Origin of the sequence: uncultured Eubacterium sp. (assembly GCF_945980375.1) — a bacterium.
Lineage (GTDB): Bacteria > Bacillota > Clostridia > Oscillospirales > Acutalibacteraceae > Eubacterium_R.
The window spans coordinates 1-18622 of sequence record NZ_CAMFQO010000015.1; the positions used below are offsets into that span (position 1 = coordinate 1).

Annotated in this window: 19 protein-coding genes; 13 read left to right on the forward strand and 6 right to left on the reverse strand. The window is 41.5% G+C overall.

Annotated elements, in window-relative coordinates; translation table 11 throughout:
• Nucleotides 1–52: 52 nt before the first annotated feature.
• A complete protein-coding gene (locus Q0P34_RS05255; protein ID WP_294953999.1) occupies nt 53–742 on the reverse strand; it encodes a 4Fe-4S dicluster domain-containing protein in 690 nt (229 codons plus the stop codon).
• 364 nt (nt 743–1106) lie between these two features.
• Here Q0P34_RS05255 and Q0P34_RS05260 point away from each other — a divergent pair, with 364 nt between their 5' ends.
• Genes Q0P34_RS05260 through Q0P34_RS05270 form a run of 3 tightly spaced genes read left to right on the forward strand, consistent with a single transcriptional unit; the run spans nt 1107 to nt 2073 of the window.
• Entirely contained in the window at nt 1107–1310 is a 204-nt protein-coding gene (locus tag Q0P34_RS05260; RefSeq protein WP_294953898.1) for a hypothetical protein, read from the forward strand.
• Complete coding sequence (locus Q0P34_RS05265) at nt 1303–1920, forward strand: hypothetical protein (protein ID WP_294953900.1); 618 nt, start codon at nt 1303–1305, stop codon at nt 1918–1920. Before Q0P34_RS05260 ends, Q0P34_RS05265 begins: the two co-directional genes overlap by 8 nt.
• Nucleotides 1921–1932: 12 nt before the next feature.
• On the forward strand, nt 1933–2073 hold the full coding sequence (locus Q0P34_RS05270; RefSeq protein ID WP_294953903.1) for a hypothetical protein: 141 nt from the start codon (nt 1933–1935) through the stop codon (nt 2071–2073).
• 161 nt (nt 2074–2234) lie between these two features.
• On the opposite strand, the gene Q0P34_RS05275 is transcribed toward Q0P34_RS05270, so the two are convergent.
• Complete coding sequence (locus Q0P34_RS05275) at nt 2235–2978, reverse strand: TraX family protein (protein ID WP_294953906.1); 744 nt, start codon at nt 2976–2978, stop codon at nt 2235–2237.
• 295 nt (nt 2979–3273) lie between these two features.
• Between Q0P34_RS05275 and Q0P34_RS05280 the strand changes: the two genes are divergently transcribed.
• The gene (locus tag Q0P34_RS05280) at nt 3274–4239 is read left to right on the forward strand and encodes a Gfo/Idh/MocA family oxidoreductase (RefSeq protein WP_294953909.1); all 966 of its coding nucleotides are present in this window, start codon (nt 3274–3276) and stop codon (nt 4237–4239) included.
• Between the two features lie 42 nt (nt 4240–4281).
• Here the strand turns inward: Q0P34_RS05280 and Q0P34_RS05285 are convergent, their stop codons facing one another.
• Nucleotides 4282–5757 (reverse strand): sodium-dependent transporter, encoded by a 1476-nt coding sequence (locus Q0P34_RS05285; protein ID WP_294953912.1) that lies wholly within the window; start codon nt 5755–5757, stop codon nt 4282–4284.
• 171 nt (nt 5758–5928) lie between these two features.
• Between Q0P34_RS05285 and Q0P34_RS05290 the strand changes: the two genes are divergently transcribed.
• From Q0P34_RS05290 to Q0P34_RS05310, 5 genes are all read left to right on the forward strand, one after another.
• Nucleotides 5929–8790: an insulinase family protein gene (locus tag Q0P34_RS05290; RefSeq protein ID WP_294953915.1), complete on the forward strand. Its 2862-nt coding sequence runs from the start codon at nt 5929–5931 to the stop codon at nt 8788–8790.
• A gap of 90 nt (nt 8791–8880) precedes the next feature.
• Nucleotides 8881–9705: a transporter substrate-binding domain-containing protein gene (locus Q0P34_RS05295; protein ID WP_294953918.1), complete on the forward strand. Its 825-nt coding sequence runs from the start codon at nt 8881–8883 to the stop codon at nt 9703–9705.
• 176 nt (nt 9706–9881) lie between these two features.
• Nucleotides 9882–10553, forward strand: coding sequence for an amino acid ABC transporter permease (locus tag Q0P34_RS05300; protein ID WP_294953921.1), 672 nt, complete (start codon nt 9882–9884; stop codon nt 10551–10553).
• Nucleotides 10543–11289: an amino acid ABC transporter ATP-binding protein gene (locus Q0P34_RS05305; RefSeq protein ID WP_294953924.1), complete on the forward strand. Its 747-nt coding sequence runs from the start codon at nt 10543–10545 to the stop codon at nt 11287–11289. The genes Q0P34_RS05300 and Q0P34_RS05305 overlap by 11 nt, the downstream gene beginning before the upstream one ends.
• A 41-nt stretch (nt 11290–11330) precedes the next feature.
• A complete protein-coding gene (locus Q0P34_RS05310) occupies nt 11331–12254 on the forward strand; it encodes a DMT family transporter (RefSeq protein WP_294953926.1) in 924 nt (307 codons plus the stop codon).
• A gap of 1 nt (nt 12255) precedes the next feature.
• Here Q0P34_RS05310 and Q0P34_RS05315 read toward each other — a convergent pair whose 3' ends face one another.
• Nucleotides 12256–13062 carry an acyltransferase domain-containing protein gene (locus tag Q0P34_RS05315; RefSeq protein WP_294953929.1) on the reverse strand — a complete coding sequence of 269 codons (807 nt, stop codon included), beginning with the start codon at nt 13060–13062 and terminating at the stop codon, nt 12256–12258.
• A gap of 79 nt (nt 13063–13141) precedes the next feature.
• Here Q0P34_RS05315 and Q0P34_RS05320 point away from each other — a divergent pair, with 79 nt between their 5' ends.
• Complete coding sequence (locus Q0P34_RS05320) at nt 13142–14002, forward strand: ATP-binding protein (protein ID WP_366783698.1); 861 nt, start codon at nt 13142–13144, stop codon at nt 14000–14002.
• Between the two features lie 57 nt (nt 14003–14059).
• A complete protein-coding gene (gene sigK / locus Q0P34_RS05325; protein ID WP_178667400.1) occupies nt 14060–14743 on the forward strand; it encodes an RNA polymerase sporulation sigma factor SigK in 684 nt (227 codons plus the stop codon).
• 262 nt (nt 14744–15005) lie between these two features.
• Here the strand turns inward: sigK and Q0P34_RS05330 are convergent, their stop codons facing one another.
• Nucleotides 15006–15698 carry a DUF4430 domain-containing protein gene (locus Q0P34_RS05330; protein WP_294953933.1) on the reverse strand — a complete coding sequence of 231 codons (693 nt, stop codon included), beginning with the start codon at nt 15696–15698 and terminating at the stop codon, nt 15006–15008.
• On the reverse strand, nt 15688–16419 hold the full coding sequence (locus tag Q0P34_RS05335; protein WP_294953936.1) for a hypothetical protein: 732 nt from the start codon (nt 16417–16419) through the stop codon (nt 15688–15690). The genes Q0P34_RS05330 and Q0P34_RS05335 overlap by 11 nt, the downstream gene beginning before the upstream one ends.
• Before the next feature lie 214 nt (nt 16420–16633).
• Here Q0P34_RS05335 and Q0P34_RS05340 point away from each other — a divergent pair, with 214 nt between their 5' ends.
• Both Q0P34_RS05340 and dprA read left to right on the forward strand, forming a co-directional pair.
• On the forward strand, nt 16634–17407 hold the full coding sequence (locus Q0P34_RS05340) for an RNA methyltransferase (RefSeq protein ID WP_294953938.1): 774 nt from the start codon (nt 16634–16636) through the stop codon (nt 17405–17407).
• Nucleotides 17404–18612: a DNA-processing protein DprA gene (gene dprA / locus Q0P34_RS05345; protein ID WP_294953941.1), complete on the forward strand. Its 1209-nt coding sequence runs from the start codon at nt 17404–17406 to the stop codon at nt 18610–18612. Before Q0P34_RS05340 ends, dprA begins: the two co-directional genes overlap by 4 nt.
• The last annotated feature ends 10 nt before the right edge of the window (nt 18613–18622 follow it).

Consider the following 18622-nt stretch of genomic DNA (forward strand, 5'->3'; position numbering starts at 1 on the left):
AAATATCGCTTTAATACTGCATTTTTGACGGGTTCGGATTATTACCGTTACCCTATGATAATATTTTTCCATCTGTTGAGATTGTTACAACCTGCCACGGAATGAATTTTCCGCTGTTTTGAAGTGCAGTCTTAACTGCGTGTTCAATACCTCCGCAGCAGGGCACCTCCATTCTTACAACGGTTACGCTCTTAATATTATTATTTGCAATAATTGCAGTTAATTTGTCTGAATAATCTACATCATCAAGCTTCGGGCAACCTATTAAGGTAATCTTGTTTTTGATGAAATCGTTGTGGAAATTGCCGTAGGCATAGGCCGAGCAATCAGCGGCAACAAGGAGATTTGCACCGTCAAAATACGTAGCATTAACAGGCACAAGCTTAATCTGCACAGGCCATTGAGAAAGCTGACTTGATACAGAAACATTGGTATGATCCACTTTCTTTTCGTGATTTATACTCATTGAGCGTGAGCCGGGACAGCCTGAATGTGCGTGTTGCTTTGCTTTTTGACTTGCCTTAACCGCCGCCTCATCATAAGCAGGAGCCTCTCGCATTTCAAAGGAAATTGCGTCAACAGGACAGGCGGGCAGGCAATCGCCCAATCCATCGCAATAGTTCTCTCTTGTGAGAACGGCTTTGCCGTTTACCATATCTATTGCACCCTCGTGGCAGGCAGATGCACAGGCACCGCAGCCGTTACATTTTTCTTTATCTATCTTAATGATTTTTCTAATCATTCTTATCTTCCTTTCATAGGGTAACGGTAATAATCCGAACCACGGTTTATCGTGGCAGATATTGCCCTTACTCTTTGTTAAAATACTCGTTAATCCGAAAGGATTAACTGCGTTTTTGCCTCGATTAAGACCAAATCTGCACACGATAAACTGCAAAGCATCAAAAATGCTTGGAGTAAAGATGAGATTTGGCGTCTTGAGATGGCAGCCTTGCTGACGCAAGGCAACAGCGAAAGCGACAAATATCGCTTTAATACTGCATTTTTGACGGGTTCGGATTATTACCGTTACCCTAAGTGACCTCATTATACTATAAATCGTACTAAAATTCCACAGTTTTTTGATAAAAAACACGAGGTATGTTATGGAAAGAAAGCAACATAAAATAAGTATTTTGAAGCTACTGTTTATTAGCTTCGGTATATCGGCTTCAACTTTGGGTACTGTTTTACGGACTGTCAAAGTGGGAAATATTTACAATAAAGTAATCTTAAGCTATAATGAACATAAAACGGATTATGACTTTATAAACGGACGATTTATCTATAAGGATGATGAGCATGAATAATGGCAACAAATACATATTCAAAATCATTGTTAATTCTCTTCTTTTCGATGCATACGAGGCAGTTGATAATACTCTTGAAATCTACGGTATCGTTATTTCAAATGATTACAGAGAAAGAACAGTTGTGGGAAAATGGAATCCTATGCTAAATAATAAATTAGGTGCCAAAATTAATGTTTGGACAGGCGAGTTTAGGTTGTGGGAGGACGGCTCAACAACTGTTATCCGATTGATTTTAAGCGGTATCGGCGATAAAGCTTCGGCAAAAATAATGGTTAAGTTTTTTTGCAAAAAGCTGAAGAAATTTATTTCGGTTCAAAATATGTATTTAGAAAGAAGCAGTAAAGCATCAAATAATATCACAAAAGAATTATTTACTGCTTTTCAAAGTGCACACCGGAATCCTAAACGAAGCTTTGGACAACAATTATGTGATGCTCTTGATATTGCAGATGCGTTGATACCTGAAAAGAAACAAGCAAAAAAGGTTTATAAATACGACGATTATGATGATGTATCATACTATCCTGACGAGGACCACGAAGGCCACGACCACGAGCCTGACGGGTATTGTATTGAAGCGGATGAGTATATCCAAGATATGATGTAATGGAGATCAATTATGAAAAATGATAGTCATTTGTTTCCGGTTGAAACACCTATGGACAGTCTTTTCGATAGCAATAAAGATGGTAAATTAACCGGATTTGAAACAACTATGCGTGATGCTGAGGATTATTATATGGAGCATCACGATGATTGATTTACTTTTGAAAAACTGAAAAATACAAGCCGAGAGGGGTGTCCTCTCGGCTTAATTTTTTGCGGATATGTAGTGCAATTTTCGTTAATTTTATGTTTTTGATGTAAATAGGCGCCCACTATGCTGTTTTTTGGATTTTTTCATAATATAGAGTATTTTTGCTAAATCTTAAGCCACATACGAAGTATTCCCAAAATAAGCAAATGAACCGGATAAAACCAATATCCCAGCATTTTGCTTTGCTTACCTCTTTTGCCGTTATATGTAAGTGTCAGCCCAAAGCCTAAAAGTGACCAAGGCTCTGTGTATATAGATGCATAGGCAAACGGAATTGATAAAAGCTGTGCATCGTGGAACAGATAGAAGAAATATCCTATTAAAATTGCGTGATGCTCGTAATCAAGTGCCAAAAGCATTGATACTGTGCTCATTACTGCAACAATGGCAAATGACACTAAATACCAATACACCTTCTTTTTGTTTTGCATTTTTACCTTAAGCACATCAATTATCCATATGGTAACAAGCACCAATGCCAAGGCAAACATTACATTGTTCCAATTCTTGTTAAAAAACTCGGAGGTTGTAAACATATCAAAGGGGACCTCGGATATTACACCGAAAATAAGCAGATTCATCAAATACTTTTTTCTGCTTCTTGTTTTATAAAATCCCTCAACTAAAAGAAAGCAAAACAAGGGAAATGCAATCCTGCCGATTTTGTCAAAAATATTACTGAGAGTGGTAAGTCCACCGTAGTCTGCTGTTAAATTAGGATAAATCAATGCCTTGTTAACATGGTCGATAAGCATTGAAATAATGGCAATAGCCTTTAGCTGTGCACCGTTTAGAAACTGAATTCTTTTGCATAAGGCATTAGCCTTGTCAGCGATTTTTTGATACATAATTCAACCGACACCCCCATATCCTTCTGCTTTGATTTTAAGATATCAGCTAAGTATTGTCAATCCTTAAAAGCGATAATAACACTAACCCGGATTTTGTATTTGTGTGTTGTGCCGTGTTGCCTTGACAAAGTATCGTTGATGATGATATATTGAAGTCAATTCAAGGTGAATATTATAAGATGAGAAGGAAAAGCAGCTTGAACAAACATATCAGGGCGAAATTTCCGAAATTGAGCTTCCTGAAAAAAGCATAATGACGGTTGTGTTTGACTTATAAAGGGAATGATGATAAATGGAAAAATTCAGATGGGCTTATATAGGCAGCGGAAGCATTGCACATTCTACTGCAAAGGATATTGTTAAGGGTAATCACAAAATCGTTTCTGTTTACGGCAGGAGCATTGACAGGGTTAAGAGCTTTGCCGATAAATTCGGCGCTGATGCATACGACAATTTTGATAAAGCTGTTAGTCGTGATGATGTGGATGCTGTATACATTGCAACTCCGCACACCTCACATCTTGAGTATGCAACAAGGGCAATGCGCCTTGGCAAGCCTGTTTTGTGCGAAAAGCCGGTCGGCGTTTCTGCTTTCGAGGCACAGGAAATGATTGCTGTTGCAAAGGAACAAAATGTGTATTTTTGTGAGGCAATGTGGACATGGTTTTCCGATGTTGCGTTAACAGTAAAGAAATGGGTGCAAAGCGGAGAGATAGGCAACATCACCGATGTGGAAATCAACTACGCATTCCCCGGTATTATGATGCCCAAAACATCAAGAGTGCTTACCCCTGAAACAGCGGGCGGAGCAATTCTTGACATAGGCATTTATCCTATTACATATTGCTATAATTTGTTCGGAGTGCCAAAGAGCATTTCCTGCAACGGAAAGCTTAAAAACGGCATTGACATATCCGAAACCGTCGTGCTCCGATATGACGGCTTTAACTGTAAGCTTAATATGTCATTGTGCACGCTTAAGGAAAACTGCAAAATAAACGGCACAAAGGGTAGCATAAATCTGCCTGTGTTCTTCCATATGGCATCCCGCGCCGTGCTGAAAAACGAAAACGGCAGACAGGTGTTTAACGGCAGGACAGATTACCTTACGGAATTTACCCGTGTGGCAGAGGAAATAAGGCAGGGTAAAAAGCAGTCAGATTATATTCCGTTTGAAGCAACAGCCGAATGTCTTAAAATCATTGACGAATGTCGCAGACAGATGAAGCTTGTTTACCCGTTTGAGAAAACAATATGACAGTAAAAACCGCCTTGCATAACAAACAAGGCGGTTACATTTTTATTCTATTCTCTTTTTTCTGCCGGTAAATAATGACATACCGAAAATCAGCAGGAGCAGTATTACTGCAAACGCCATCCAAGCAATTCTGCTTGATGCTGTGTGATTTGCGAAGAAATCGTAGTATCCCTTAAGATATACAAATACTACAATTATAGGAAGAATGTATTGCATATAGAATCTTGCCCATTTCGGAAACTTAAGACCGGTGCCCGTATTTGCTTCTTTAAGGAAATTTTCAAAGCCCCAGCCGTTCTTTCTTACACAGAACATAACAAACAGCAGACTGCCGAGCGGAAGAAGATTGTACGATACAATGAAATCCTCAACGTCCATAATTACCGTTCCCTCGCCGAGCGGTTGAATTTTTGACCAAAGGTTAAAGCCGAGTATGGCAGGGATACTGATAACGGTAACAATTACAAGGTTGACGATAACGGATTTAGAACGGCTCCAGCCCTTTGTATCCATAAAGGTTGCAATTAGGTTTTCAAACACGGCAACGATTGTTGACAGTGCGGCAAAGGACATAAATACAAAGAAGAGCGCACCCCAAATTCTGCCTCCTGCCATTTGATTGAACACGTTTGGAAGAGTGATAAACAAAAGCGACGGACCTGCACCAGGCTCAACACCAAAGGCAAAGCAGGCAGGGATAATGATAAATCCTGCCATGAGGGCAACAAAGGTGTCAAGCACCATAACGCTTACCGCTTCTCCGCCGAGCCTTTTCTTTTTGTTTAGATAGCTGCCGAAGATTTCCATAGCGCCTATACCAAGGCTCAATGTAAAAAATGCGTGTGACATTGCGGCAAAGATTGCCGTGCCAAAGCCCTGCTCCTTTACAGCCTGAAGGTCGGGCACAAGATAGAATTTGAAGCCCTCCTGTGCGTTTGGCAGGGTAGCAGAGTTAATTGCAAGTGCTACCATCAGCACAATAAGCAGTGACATCATAACCTTTGTTATTTTTTCTACTCCGTTTTTAACACCGAGCGCACATATGCCAAAGGAAATGATAATTGCAATAAACGCCCACAGCCCCATGGTTTGAGGTTGACTGAGCATAGTAGAAAACACATTGCCGACCTGCTCAACATTAAGACCCGATAGCCTGCCTGTCAGCTCAAGGTATGCATAATAAAGCATCCAGCCGCCTACCATAGTGTAAAACGACATAAGCAAAAAGCATCCCAAAATACTTATCCATTTAAGATTGTGCCATTTTGTACCCTTTGGCTCAAGCCTTTCAAATGCCTTGCCCATTCCCATTTGACTGCCTCTGCCGACTGCAAACTCGGCAACAAGAATAGGAAATCCGAGCAATACCAAAAATAACAGGTACATCAGTATAAATGTGGCACCGCCGTACATACCGCATATGTACGGAAATTTCCACACATTGCCTATGCCCACCGCACAGCCTGCCGATACAAGAATGAAGCCGAGGCGGGAGGCAAATTTTTCTCTTTTTTCCATAAACAAATCCCTCTCAAATTTGTATATAAAGTAATATAGATTGTAACATAAAGATTTTTTATGTCAAGCATAAAAGACATTTATTACAACAAATAATATCAATAGTTGGAACCTTGTGTATTTGATTTTTTTATGGACTGTGATATAATGATTTTATTCGGAGGAATTTTTATGAAAATTAACGACATAATTAACGGATTTAAGGTAACACAGATTAAGGATGTTACCGAGCTAAAGGGCAGAATTATTATTATGCACCACATCAAATCGGGTGCAAGGCTTATGTGGCTTGACCGACCCGATAACAACAAAACATTTTCAATAGCATTCAGAACAGTTCCTGTTGATGATACGGGCATTTTTCATATTTTAGAGCACAGCGTTCTATGCGGTTCAAAAAAGTTTCCTGTAAAGGAGCCTTTTGTTGAGCTTATAAAAAACAGTATGAACACCTTTTTGAACGCTTTGACCTTCAGCGACAAAACAATGTATCCTATTTCGAGCAAAAACGATAAGGACTTTTTTAATCTTATGGAGGTTTATCTTGATGCGGTTTTTTACCCTGCTATTTACACAAAGCCTCAAATTTTCTATCAGGAGGGCTGGCATTACGAGCTTGATGATAATGACAGTATTTCGTATAAGGGTGTAGTTTTTAACGAGATGAAGGGTGTGTACGCAGATGCTGATTCCGTAAAAGAAACAGCTATGTGCAGGGCACTTTATCCCGATACCTGTTACAGCTGTGAGTCGGGCGGTCATCCGTCGGCTATTCCCGATTTAACCTATCAGCAGTTTATTGACGGGCACAAAAGGTATTATCATCCATCCAATAGCTACATTATTTTGGACGGGGATTTGGATATTCAAAGAGTTACGGAGTTTATAGACAGTGAATACCTCTGTCATTTTGACGCCATTGAGCCAAGCGAGGCGCCTGCAATGCAGGCACCTGTTGATGCAGGTAAAATCGAGGTGTGCTTTGAGCAATCAAGGGATTTACCGCTTGAAAACCAAAGCTCTTTGCTTATGGGATATGTTATAGGCACCTTTGACCAAAAGGAAAAAATATACGCATCTCATATTCTTTCCCGTTATTTGTGCGAAAATAATCAGTCTTATTTAACCTCTTTGCTTCTTGATAACGGCTATGCCGAGGATGCTTATATTCACGTTACCGACGGTATTTTACAGCCGTATTTGTGTATAGACATTAAAAATATTGACGAAAAGCGCGCGGATGAAATAGAGGCATTTGTCAAAGAAAAATTGCTTGTGCTTGCAAATGACGGACTTGACAGAGAACAGCTCGAGGCATCTATTTCAAATCTGGAGTTTGAGCTTAAGGAAAAGGATTTCGGTTATCCGCGTGGCTTAATGTATGCAATGCTTTCGCTTGAGACCTGGCTTTATGACGGCGATCCCACTGCTAATGTTGTAGTCGGAGATATATTTGAAAGGCTTCATAAAAAGGCTGACAACGGCTATTTTGAAGAGCTTATCAGAGAGCTGTTCTTTGACAATGCTCACCGTTGCACCTTGCTTGCAAAGCCTTCGTATACCGCAGGCGACGAACAACGAGAGGCAGAGCTTGCAAGGCTTAAGGCTGTTAGAGACTCTTGGAGTGATGCCGACCTTGAGCATTACAGAAATGAGCAAAGACTTCTTGACGAGTGGCAATCATCAACGGACTCTCCGGAGGATTTGGCAAAAATACCAATGATAACTCTTGACGATATAGAGGTAGAGCCGGAGCCGTTGCCTACGGTTGTGGAGTCGAATATCCTAAAGCATGATGTTCAAACCGACGGCATTGCCTACATCAATATGTATTTTGACATTACCGGTGTTGAGGAAAAGGATTTGCCGAGTCTGTCGCTTTTGAGCAGTCTTTTCGGCGAGCTTGATACCGCACATCATACGGCAAAGGAGCTTAAAACAGAACTTATGACAAAGTGCGGAAGCATTAGCTTTTCTGTCAGTCCTATGATGGATTATAACAGCTCACACAGCGGTCAAATCAAGCTTGTTGCATCGTTTAGTGCACTTAACAGATACGTCGATGATGCAGTTGCTCTTGTGCATGAAATACTGACCTCCACAAAATTTGACAATAAAAATCAAATTGTGGATATTATCAAACAGCTTCGTCAAAGAAGGTATCAGGCGTTTGTTTCTGCCGGTTCTATGCTCGCTGCAAGACGAAGCGCTATGTCGTTTTCCTGCGGTGCCGTTGTTGATGAGATGACAAACGGACTTGAATACTATCTGTGGCTAAAGGCACAGGAAAGCAACCCTACTGTTATAGATACTCTGCCCGAGCTTGCACGGTCAATCATCGGAAAGGACAATGTTGTTATCAGCATTTGTGCCGATGATGCGAGTGCATTTGATGAAAGCATTAAGCACTTTGTTGCCTCGCTTGATAAGTCAAGTGTTGACCGTACCTTAAAAATAAAGCCTCACGTTAGGTCAAATGACGGCATTGTTATCCCGGGTGACATTTCCTTTTCTGCTATGTCCTGCGATTTTGAGGGAGGCTATGACGGATTGTCCCTGCTTATGTCGCACATTGTCTCGCTTGATTATTTGTGGAACGAGGTCAGAGTAAAGGGCGGGGCGTACGGTACAGGTCTAAAGGTTATGTCTGACGGCTGGCTTTTTGCTTATTCATACCGTGACCCAAATGCAAATGCATCTGTAAAAACCTTCGGTACTGTTGCCGATTATGTTCGTAGCTTTGCAAAATCAGATAGGTCGCTTGTCGGCTTCATTATAGGTGCAATGTCGAGCGCGTCACCGCTTCTTACCCCTCGTCAAATTGCAATCGGAGCAGATGCAAATTACTTTAAGAACGTTTCGTACGAGGATAGGCTGAAAACCCGTCAGCAGATTGTCGGTGCAACCGTTCAGGACCTTTTGAGCCTTGCAGATAGGCTTGATGATGTAATTAAAAACGCCTGTTATTGTGTTGTCGGCTCAAAAAATCAGGTAGATTCTATGGGCGATATTGACAATGTTTATACCTTATGATGTATAGGTGTTGCACTATGCTGATTGACAAAGTATTGACAACCGACTGAAAAATCATTATAATAAATTCATTATAGTATAAAAAATCCAATGAAGGGGTTAAAAGACGAAAGGATAATTATTATGAAAAAGACTATGAAAAGAGTATTGGCTCTTGTTCTTGCAGCTCTTGCAATCGTAGCTGCATTTGCAGGATGCTCAGGTAAGGCTAACAACGATGCCGGCAACGACACGGCTGCTGCAAAGTACATTATCGCAACAGATACTGTATTTAAGCCATTTGAGTACACAGACGCTCAGGGCAATTTTGTTGGTATTGACGTAGAAATTCTTGCTGCCATCGCAGAGGATCAGGGCTTTGAATACGAGCTTAAGTCACTTGGTTGGGATGCGGCTATCGCTGCCTGTCAAGCAGGTCAGGCAAACGGTATGATTGCCGGTGCTTCCATCACCGAGGAAAGAAAGAATTCAGGCTGGATTTTCTCTGATCCATACTACATTGCAACACAGTGCGCAGCAGTAAAGGCTGATTCCGAAATCAACTCAATTAAGGACCTCAAGGGTGCTCAGATAGCTGTTAAGACAGGTACACAGGGTGCTCAGTATGCAGAGTCACTTAAGGATGAACTTGGCTTAAAGCTTACATATTTTGAGGATTCTCCTACAATGTATCAGGCTGTAACAGGCGGTCAGTGTGTTGCTTGCTTTGAGGATACTCCTATTATGAAGGCTTCAATCAAGGACGGCGATCTTGCACTCAAGGTTCTTGAGGATTCCGAAAACGAGGGTGCAGGCTATGGCTTTGCAATTCACAAGGCAGAAAATCAGGAGCTTATTGATAAGTTTAACGCAGGCCTTGCAAATATCAAGGCTAACGGCAAGTATGACGAAATCATCAATAAGTACCTTGGCTAATTGCTAAACTAAAAACGTATCTATTATCGGATAGGGCGTCTTTAAGGATGCCCTATCTTTGAGTTATTACCGTTACCCTAATGGATAACCTTACAATGACGAAAGCGAAAATATGCCGAAATCAAACCCTTTTAGGCTTGTTCGGATTTATTTCGCTTGCTTAAGGAGGAGAGAGAATGATAAAAATTATCACTGACTATGGTGGGATGTTGTTCTCTGCTTTGGGCCAAACTCTCATAATGGCTCTTTGCAGCTTGCTTTTTGCCTGTATGATCGGTTTGATTTTCGGTATTCTTTCCGTACTGAAAAACAAGGCTTGCAATGCTGTTTACCGTATTTTTGTAGACGTTGTTCGCGGTGTGCCTATGATTGTACTTGCGTTCTTCGTATATTTCGGTGTTCCGATGGCAGTGAACAATATGCTTCCCAATGCTCATTTTACTTTGACCGCGCTTCAGGCAGGTATTGTTTGCCTGTCGCTTAACTGCGGTGCGTATATGGCAGAGATAATTCGTGCAGGTATTCAGTCTGTTGACATCGGTCAAATGGAGGCCTGCCGTTCACTTGGTATGACATACGGTCAGGCAATGCGCAAGGTTGTGCTTCCGCAGGCTATCAAAACAATGATTCCAAGCATTATCAATCAGTTTATCATTACACTTAAAGATACATCAATTCTTTCGGTAATCGGCTTCCCGGAGCTTGTAAACACAACAAAGAATGTAATTTCCGTATCTATGGATTCGTTCGGCGGTTGGGCTTGCGCAGGCATTATGTATCTTGTTGTAATTACAATACTTTCATATATTGCAAAGTTTATCGAGAGGAGGATGAACCGTGGCCGTTAATTATGATAACGTAAAAATCCATGCTTCACACCTCCATAAATGCTTTGGTAAGCTTGAGGTGTTAAAGGACATAAGCACTGACATTTACGAGGGCGAGGTAGTTGTTGTTCTCGGTCCTTCAGGTTGCGGCAAGTCAACATTTCTTCGCTGTATTAATCGCCTTGAGGATATTACGGGCGGTGAAATGGTTGTTGACGGCAACCATATGGATGATAAAAAAATTGACATCAATAAGGCAAGAGAAAACATTGGAATGGTATTTCAGCATTTCAATCTTTTCAACAATCTTAATGTTATGGACAATCTTACTCTTGCGCCTATTCAGGTAAAGAAAATGAAGAAGGATGAGGCTTGCAAGCTTGCAATGTCTATGCTTAAAAAGGTTGGCCTTGAGGAAAAGGCAGAGGCTTATCCGTCACAGCTTTCAGGCGGTCAAAAGCAACGTGTTGCTATTGCACGTGCACTTTGTATGAACCCTGACATTATGCTTTTTGACGAGCCTACATCAGCCCTTGATCCCGAGATGGTAGGCGAGGTTCTTAACGTTATGAAGCAGCTTGCCGCCGACGGTATGACAATGGTTGTTGTTACCCACGAAATCGGCTTTGCAAGGGAGGTTGCAGACAGGGTACTTTTCTTTGCCGACGGCTATATCGGTGAGGAGGGCACTCCTCAAGAGGTTATTTATAACCCTAAAACCGAAAGAGCAAAGGATTTCTTTAACAAGGTATTATAATGTCAAAGTCGAGGTGAGTCCTCGACTTTTTTGGAGCTTGTATGAAAAACAAAAAACTGTTAGCATCTTTTTTGCTGATATTAATTTCTATGGCTTGGGGCGGCTCGTTTGTTGCCCAAAGTAAGGGCGGAGCCATTGTCGGACCGTTTACCTTTGGATTTTTAAGATTTTTGATGGCAGGCATTGCAATTTTGCCCGTTGTTGCCATACATTCCAAGAGAAATAAGGCTGCCGCGGCCGTCAATTATTCTTCAAGAGAGCTTATCAAGGACGGAATAATATGCGGGTTTTTCCTTGCAGGAACATCGGCATTTCAACAGCTCGGCTTGTTTGCAGGCACACCGTCCGGCAAGGCAGGGTTTATTACATCCTGTAACGTACTGTTTGTGCCTATTATCGGCTTGCTGTTCAAAAACAAGGTTAAAGCTAATGTTTGGGCATCGGTAGTAATTACTGTTTGCGGCTTATACTTGCTTTGTGTTAATGAGGGCTTTGATGTTCGGCTGTCGGATGCTTATGTGCTTGTCTGTGCAGTGATGAACGCGGCAAGAATTGTTGCGGTTGACAGATTTAAGGATAAAACAGATATTATTAAGCTTGCCTGTGTGCAGTTTTTTTCTGCATCCGCTATGCTTGCCGTACCCACATTTGCGTTTGAGGCAAGGGACATTTCTTCTTGGTGGTCAACGGTAAATCAAGGCAGCGTGTGGATGGCATTGCTTTATGCCTCTGTTGTTGCAGGTGCATTTGCCTTTACCATTCAAAATGTTGCACAAAAGCACGTTGATCCAACTGTTTCGTCTATTTTGATGAGTACCGAGGCGGTTTTTGCCGTTCTTGCAGGATGGATGCTGATGGGCGACATTCTTTCGGCTAAAGAGATAATAGGATGCTGTGTGATTTTTGTTGCACTGATAATTGCCCAACTGCCAAGCAAAATGCATAAAAACAAGGACGAGATATGATTTATTCAATCTCGTCCTTGTTTATTGTACCTATTCCTATGCCGAGCCTTCCGCCGCCGAGCATATATTCCTTTGCGGATTTTTGCAGGTGGGTGTTGTGCGGATAGTTTCTTTTGTTCAGCCGTCTTTTGCCGTAAATCCTCTCTATTGCCTGTGCGTCAATAGGCAAGGATACGTTAATGTCAAACAGAGACTGAAACTGAATTATGTTGCTGTCTGCATCCATAAATTCCTTGTTTTTGTCGTACAAAAGCCAGCTTTCGCAAAGATAGTAGCTGTATTTGTGGCATGGAAAATATTTTGCAAAAAACTCGTTTGCCTGTCGTATCGAGTCCTTACAGTCCGACAGTCGCAGCTTTTCTCCCTGTGGTATGTGGATGTAGATTAAGCTGTCACCCTTTTGAAAAGGAAGCTTTGAATACGGCAAGGTGGGGTTGTTACATTTGAACAGCTGAAATTGCAGTCTGCCCAACTTAAACAACTCGGCCTTTAGGTGATTTTGTATCCACATATGGTTTTTTAATCCCTTGTTGCCGTTATTTTTGCACCAAATTCCGATGTCCTTTGCTGTTGCTTCAAGTATTGATTTATCTATTCCAAGCTCTTTATAGCGTTGCTCTGTGTACATAAGATATTGTGTGCAAACGGCAAGTCGGGTAATGTGATTCCTGTGATTCAGCACACCGAAGCCCTTGCTTTTACATTCCTTTGCAAGAGCCTCTGTTTTGCTTTTGTTTTTGCTGTAATAGGCTGTCAAACGTTCCTTTAACTCGTCGTCAATGCCTATCATTTCTATATATTTATTCATATTGGTATTATATCATTTTTTATTCTTGCCTGTCAAATTACTGTTGACTAAAGGTTTTTTCGCATTTATAATTGTGGTTATGGAAAAGAATGTAGAGAAAAAAAGAATACCTGCCGAAAACAAGGACATTGAGCGAAGCATCCAAAAAAAGTTCAATAAAACAATTTGGAGCAAATTTGTTAAGGGCATTAATGAATACAACCTTGTAGAGCCGGGCGATAAAATTGCAGTTTGCATTTCGGGCGGCAAGGACAGTATGCTTATGGCAAAGCTTTTTCAGGAGCTTAAAAGGCACAACAAATTTGATTTTGAGCTTGTGTTTTTGGTTATGGATCCCGGCTATACTCCTGTAAACCGTAAGGCGATAGAGGATAATGCCCGCCATATGAATGTGCCTATTACCGTGTTTGAGTCCGACATTTTTAACAGTGTGTTTAATATAGAAAAATCTCCGTGCTATCTTTGTGCAAGGATGCGCAGGGGCTATCTTTACAGCAATGCCAAAAAATTAGGCTGTAACAAAATTTCCCTCGGCCATCATTATGATGATGTTATTGAAACTGTGCTTATGGGTATGCTGTACGGCGGACAGGTGCAAACAATGATGCCGAAGCTTCACAGCACAAACTTTGATGGGATGGAGCTTATCAGACCTCTTTACCTTGTCAGAGAGGCTGATATTGAGCATTGGCGAGATTATAACGGCTTGACCTTTTTGCGTTGTGCCTGCAGGTTTACAGAGCAAAACAAGGAGGTCAAGGCAACGGGAGACAGTGCATCAAAGCGACTGGAAATTAAGCATCTTATTGCACAGCTTTCAAAAATCAATCCGCAGGTTGAGCAAAATATTTTTAAGTCTGTGGAAAATGTTAACCTTTCTACCGTTATTGCATACAAGGACAAAGAGGGCAAAAAGCATAATTTTTTAGACGAATATTAAGTAATCAAACACCTTTTTCCGTCATAGTATTTACTGTGATTAAAAGAGGTGTTTTTTATGTTTTCTGCATTGCTTACGGCGATTGGCTCCGGTTTGCTGGTTTTACTTTTACACGTGCAAACCTCCAACGGCTTTCCAAAGCCTTTATCCGCAAAGGAGGAGCTGGCACAGCTTGAAAAAATGGCAAACGGTGACCTAAATGCAAGGGCGGTTTTGATAGAACGTAACCTGCGACTTGTCAGTCATATTTGCAAAAAGTATTATTCAAAGGCCGGCGATAATGATGATTTGATTTCCATAGGCACAATAGGGCTTATTAAAGCCATTGATTCGTTTGATTATACCAAGGGCACCCGTCTTTCTACATATGCTTCAAGGTGCGTTGAAAACGAGATTTTGATGTATTTTAGGTCACTTAAAAAGCAAAACGGTGAGGTGTTTATGGGTGACGCCATTGATACAGATAAGGACGGAAACCCGTTGACTATCGAGGATGTAATCAGTGATGACAGAGATATTGTTGAGGAGCTTGAAACAAAACGACGTTGGCTTGAGGTAAAAAAAATTATTGACGAAATGACAGACGAGCGGGAAAAGGAAATAATCATTCTTCGCTATGGCTTAAATAATGCCAAGCCGCTTACTCAACGCGAGGTTGCCCAGCGGCTCAATATTTCCCGTTCCTATGTTTCAAGAATTGAAAAAAAGGTCCTGCAGGACATAAAAAACAGGGTGAACTAAAATAGACTGTTGAGAAATGGAGCTGAATTTCGCATTCTTGCGAGTGGGAGCTGTACGATGGTACTGCCCCCGAGCAAAAGGCGAAAAACGCCAAAAGCGGCTTAGACTCGATGTCTAAGCCGCTTTTACAATCCCTCCGAGTGCGATAAATCGCACCCACCTCCCTTTACACAAGAGAGGCTCAAATCGGTTTGTTTAATTTATATGGCGTGTTTCAGCCTACTTTATCGACAGTCAAAAAGAGGCTGATTTTTCAGCCTCTTTATTGATATTCACATACATATTCAAATGTAATTTCGTCGCCGTCGGTTACCCTTTGGCTTGACGCGGAAACATTGGGTCTGTTACCGTTTATGCTGTACATCCACCCGCTTTGGCTGCCGCAATCAAATTCATCAATGTTATTGATTCCCGATACATATGTGCCGTACATTGACGACTTTGCTGTCAGCTTTATGCCGTTATCCTCACAAGCTTTTTTTAGAGCATCATATGCGGTAAAGCCTGCCTTTGCCGTGTATTTGTATCCTTTGATAATATAGCCGTTAGCCGGTACATATTCGCTGTGACCGTCCTTTAGCTTGTCCATATTGTTTAGGATGGATTTACATTCTACATTGAGTGTACAGGATATTTCATCCTTTACCGTCGGCTCATTATTCTTTGTCGTAGTCTTTGATGTGGTGAGATTTACCGTGGTTTTATTCTTTTTTTCTTTATTATTTTTATTCTTTGCTTTTGACGTACTCTGTGCCGTGGTGCTTTCTTTGTCGGCGGTAGTTGCCGCTTCGGTAGTTGCGGTGTCTTCACCGAGCTGTGCCTGCGTTACTGCCTCGGTTTGTGATGTCGTTGATAGGTTATTATTATCAACAGTCTGAGTGTTTCCTGAGCAGGATACAAAGCAAAAGCACATTGCAATTGTCAGTAGCAATGTGCATAGCCTTTTATTTTTCAAAGTCCGCTAACTCCTTTTTCATTGTATTGTACGAGCAGTCAACAGCGTCCTCGGAAATATTACAGCCAAGCTCGTAGATCGGCACCTTGCTGAAGATTACATTAAGGTTGTCCATAAGCTTGTTCATTCCTTTTTCACCGAGTCTTCTGATGGTTTGGCTGAAGATGTTGAATATTGCCTTGTTGGTGTTTGCGGGCTTAATCCAATTATCCTCGCTTCTTTCAAGGAAGCATATGCCGGCGAGAGGAGCAATTGCAGGCGTTGAATAATCGTACTTGCCGCTCCACGGTGTACCGCAGGCATAAACCGTGCCGTCAATAATCCTTATGGCAGGCTTGTCGTCATTTAGCATAAATGCTCTGTCGCCGAATTTTTTGAGCCAAAGCTGTGTGTGGGTTGACTTGCCTGTACCGCTGTCGGCAGAAAAGGCATAAGCAACTCCGTCAACAACAATGCATGAGGAATGAAGTAAAATTCCGTCAAATGCAATGAGAGCAGTATAAAAGTCAGAGCCTGTGAGCATATATTCCCAGTCACCCTGTCCAAGCTCGGGGTGCTCAGCCATTGCAGCCTGAACTCTCTCGTCGTTAACAAAAATATCAATATCTGCCGGTAACTCGTCTGACTGATTTTCTGCAAGATACGGCTTTGCTTGCTTTTCGCTTCTGCCACCGCAGTTGTTCATTTTTACGCGCAGTCCGGCAATGTCATAATATGGCATATAATATCCCTCTGTTTTTTTATTCACAATTTATTATAAAGCAAATTTTGATTGCAGTCAACCTTATTGTAGATATAACAAAATATTTTAATTTAAGTATTGAAATTTTTTTTAATATAATGTATATTATATAAAATAAACTAAATAATTATTTGGTGATTTTCTTAAACGAAACGCAAACATTGCAAAATTTTAGCACGCTACGGAGATGTGTATGGAAAAAATCACAAGCAAAAGCAATACGATTATTAAGGACACAAATAGGCTTTTTACCTCATCAAAGGCAAGAAATGAAAATCATCTTTTTGTACTTGAAGGGGCAAGGCTATGCTTTGATGTCCTTAATTCTGTTTATGAGGCAGATACTCTGCTTTATACAGAAGATATTTATTCTCGATACCCTGACGAAATTGATGCTTTGGCAAAAAAGTCCGACAGGGTATATGTCATAACAAATGATGTTGCACAAAAGCTTACGCAGACAAAATCCGCACAGGGAGTATTCCTTACAGTTAAGGCAAAAGATGAGCAGAAAAATTTTAATTGCGGCAAAATAATTGCCCTTGATAATGTGCAGGACCCTGCAAATGTCGGTGCAATTATTCGTTCGGCAGAGGCTCTCGGTATTGACGGTGTTGTGGTATATAATTGCTGTGATGTTTTTAATCCAAAGACCTTGCGTGCATCCATGGGCTCTATTCTACGTATGAGCATTTGCGTTACCGATGATTTGGAGCAAACGCTTTCACAGATGAAATCAAGTGGCTTCAAGGTATATTCAACAGTTCCCTCGACACAGGCAACAAAAATAACCGATGTGGATTTCGGCAACGATACCGTGTGCGTTATCGGCAACGAGGCAAACGGAGTGGAGGAAAATATTAAGGCGGTTAGTGACGACCTTATCACAATTCCCATGCTTGGCAGGGCAGAAAGCCTTAACGCAGGTGTTGCGGCATCAATTACAATGTGGGAGATGCTTCGATGAGTGATGTTAAATATTGGGTGTGGCTTCAGCTTTGTCTCGGTACAGGTAAAAGCTTTCAGCGTATTGTTGATTATTTCGGCTCTGTCGAGGAGCTTTATAACAGCAATTACCTAAAGCGCAGGGTTTGTCCTCATATAAACGATAAGCTCATTGACTCAATGGAAAAAACTCCGATAGAAAAGGCAGAGCAAATTGTCAGTGAATGTCGGCAAAACGGCTGGGGAATAATCACCTTTGAGGATGAGCGTTATCCAAAGAAGCTAAAGCAGATTTTTGACCCTCCGGCAGTTATTTATGTTGACGGCACATTGCCTGATTTGGACAGACTGTTAACCATAAGCATTGTCGGCACACGCAGGCCTTCAAATTATGCAAAGAGTGTTGCAAGAGTTATATCAAAGGGACTCGCAAGATGTAATGCTGTTGTGGTAAGCGGAGGAGCGCTTGGGATTGACACCTCGGCTCATAACGGAGCCCTTGAGGCAGGAGGTATTACCGTGTCGGTTTTGGGCTGTGGGCTCGGTACGGATTATCTTTCAACCAACGAGGAATTAAGGTGGAGGATTGCACAGTCGGGTGCGGTTATTACGGAATTTCCGCCGCACACTCCTGCAAGCAGGTTCACATTTCCTCAGCGTAACAGAATTATAAGCGGCTTTGCAGACGGTGTATTTGTTGTTGAAGCAGGGCGAAAAAGCGGCTCTCTTATTACAGCAGACTATGCGTCGTCGCAAAACAGAGATTTATTTGCGGTTGCCGCCTCGATATTTGACAAAAGCTTTAACGGCACAAATAAGTTAATTAAGGACGGTGCAATTCCCGTATTGGATACGGAGTCTATTTTGTCCTGCTATACGGAAAAATACAAGTCGCTCGATATGTCAAGGCTTGCAACCAACGATGAGCTGTTAAGCGACAGCTACAAGGACAGAAGCATTACTCCCGATGAGGACGAGGAAATCACCTTTGAAAACATAGAAAAGCATAGGGAGGCACGTACACAGATTGACGAGACGGCAAGACAGCTTGTCGGTGATGAAAAGACTGTGTACGACGCTATGACCGATGATTATACCGATATAGAAGGCATTGCATCAAGGGCAGGGCTTGATATAAATTCTGTTCTTGTCGCACTGACGATGCTTGAGCTTGACGGACTTGCACAGTCCGGTATGGGCAAAAGATACAGAAGAAAGCAATCATAAAAGTAACCGA